2 protein-coding genes are annotated in these 2,288 nt (G+C 59.5%); both read right to left on the bottom strand.

Features of this window, described 5'->3' with window-relative positions:
- Positions 1–1,810: SPFH domain-containing protein (locus AB4Z11_RS29835; RefSeq protein WP_442029523.1), on the bottom strand; the 1,810-nt coding region annotated here is incomplete at its 3' end.
- Positions 1,811–2,060: 250 nt separating this feature from the next.
- On the bottom strand, positions 2,061–2,288 hold a 228-nt coding region (locus AB4Z11_RS29830; protein WP_442029521.1), incomplete at its 5' end, for a response regulator transcription factor.

Below are 2,288 nucleotides of genomic sequence, written 5' to 3'. Positions count from 1 at the left end.
GAACCTTCGCAGCTTCGAAGGCTTCGGCCAGGCGCAGCATCACGGTTTGCATCAACTGCTTGTCGGCGCCCTCGCCTTGCATCGCTTCGGACTTGGCGTGAATTGCTGCTGCTTCCGCTTCGCCGACGGAGCGGATCGCGGAAGCGCGGCCGGAACCTTCCACCTCCTGCTTGAAGCGTTCGGCCTGCGCCAGCGCTTCGATTTCCTGGCGGCGCTTCTCGGCCGCCTTCACGTTGGCAGCGCCCTGGTTTTCCTTGATCGAGATATCGACCAGCGATCCGGTCAGCTCTTTTTGTTTGGCGGCGCGCTGCTCGGCTTCGTTCAGTTCGCGCTCCTTGTCGGCGGCGATCTGCTTCTGCGCGAACGTTTCGACCTGCTCGCGTGCGATCTGGCGGTCACGCAGCTGGGCCATGATGTTCTCGATCTTGTTGTCGCCTTGCTGTGGCTTCGGTGTGCCGATCAGGACTTCCTGGAACTCCAGCGAATAGGCCTGAAAGCGCAGCTTCATGTCTTCCGACGCGTTATGCTGCAATTCGCTGCGCGACTGAATCAGTTCAATGAAGGTCTTGGTTTGCGAGACGTTTTTGAAGTACGACGACACCATCGGGTCCAGCGTCTGTTCCACCAGTTGCGCCACATTGCCGAAACGCTGCACCACCATCGGCGCCTTGCGGTAGTCAATGTGCACTACGACCGACAGCGGCAGTTGCGGTTCAAAAGCGTCCTTGGTGATGAGCGTAATCTCGCGCAGATTCTTATCGAAGCTGGAGCCGCTCTCGCCGGACTTCCACATCAGCACAAAGTTCGTGGTCGGCACCAGCTCGATCTTGCCGGCGTAAGTGTTGAATGCGTACTTGCCCGGCATGAGCGGGTCGCGCCACACGCCGCGGCAGCCGCTTTCCACCAGCTCGCCGTGCGTGTATTCGGTGCCGGATAAGTCGGTGCCCTTATGGCCAGTGTACGACACCACCACGCCCACAAAGCCGACCGGGATCACGGTCTTCCTGATGAATTCCACTGTCGCAAACAGGCGGTTGATGAAGTAGGTACCCTCTACCAGCACGCGTTCCTGGCGGCCGCGGCGGCCACCGGCGGCAAGGAATTTTTCAGGCTCCTGGAAGGCGTTGTGGGTGTCGCCTACATCCGGCGCCAGCAGCTCGTCCTTCAGCAGGCCGGGACCGTCCTGCACCGTCACTACGGCCAGTTGGTCGGAATCGTGCGAGCCGGTGGTTTCCTTGATCACGACCGGCGTGAAGCCGCTGCGCTCATCGAGCAGGCCGCGCATTTGCTCGTAGTAGATTTTTTCTTTCGCGTCGAGCGACATCGAATATGTCGCTTCCTCCGTCATCACGACGAACAAAGCGGGATTGATGATGTGCGTACCTTCGCGCAGGATCATGCGCTGCGGGCCTTTCTGGCCGCCGTTGCTGAGGAAAGCGCGCACGTTGCGGAAATCGCTGGTGCCCGAGTTGTCGGCCAGGGTCTGTCCGGCGGGCAGGTCGATGCCATCGCGCGCGAAGACGTAGCCGATGGTGCCCTGCGTGACGGACACCATGGGATGAATGTGGACGCGGAATTGGAAGGGCGCGAAGAAGTGGAAGCCACCGCGAATGAGTTCAGGCTGCAGGCCCGCTTCGCCGTTCAGGGCGAGCAGTCCGCTTTGCACGGAGCCGGAAGAGCTCCAGAGTTTTTCAACGACGCCGATGCGGTCGTTAGGGATGTACTTGATAACGCCAGATACCAACAACAGCAGCAACAGAGCCAGCAAAGCTGCCGCAACTACGATGATGCCAAATAGCGGGGTTGACATACAAACCTTTCGGTTGTGGATAAGACTGGAAATACGGATGCGTCGCGGCGACGCAGTGGGCGCGCGCGAACGTCAGCGGCGCGGCGGTGCCGTGACAGGCAAATTCGAGGGGAGTGGGCGGGCATGAACCGGCCGGGCCAGAGGGTGCGCGGAAGGCGCGAAAAGCGCAGGTGACACCAGATCAAACACGATTTTTGTTGTTGCTCTTCAGTGAGTGCTTGAAATCATTCTGGCACAAGTTTGTGAAAATTTAAAGGCCTGAATAAAGGTCGATGATGCCCCGCTTCAGCGCGATGGTGACCGCATGGGTGCGGTCGTTGGCAGTCAACTTCGACAGAATGCTCTTCATATGACTTTTCACTGTCTGTTCCGAAATGTCCATCTTGCGCGCGATGCGCTTGTTCGAATTGCCGTGAGCCGCATGCTGCAGGACTTCGGTTTCGCGGCCGGACAGCAGGCATTCCGGCAGGCCGCCAAT

It is taken from the genome of Pseudoduganella sp. RAF53_2 (assembly GCF_052113985.1).
Classification (GTDB): domain Bacteria; phylum Pseudomonadota; class Gammaproteobacteria; order Burkholderiales; family Burkholderiaceae_D; genus Rugamonas.
The sequence above is the reverse complement of the archived record's forward strand: the minus strand, read 5'-3'. Positions and strand labels throughout refer to the sequence as shown.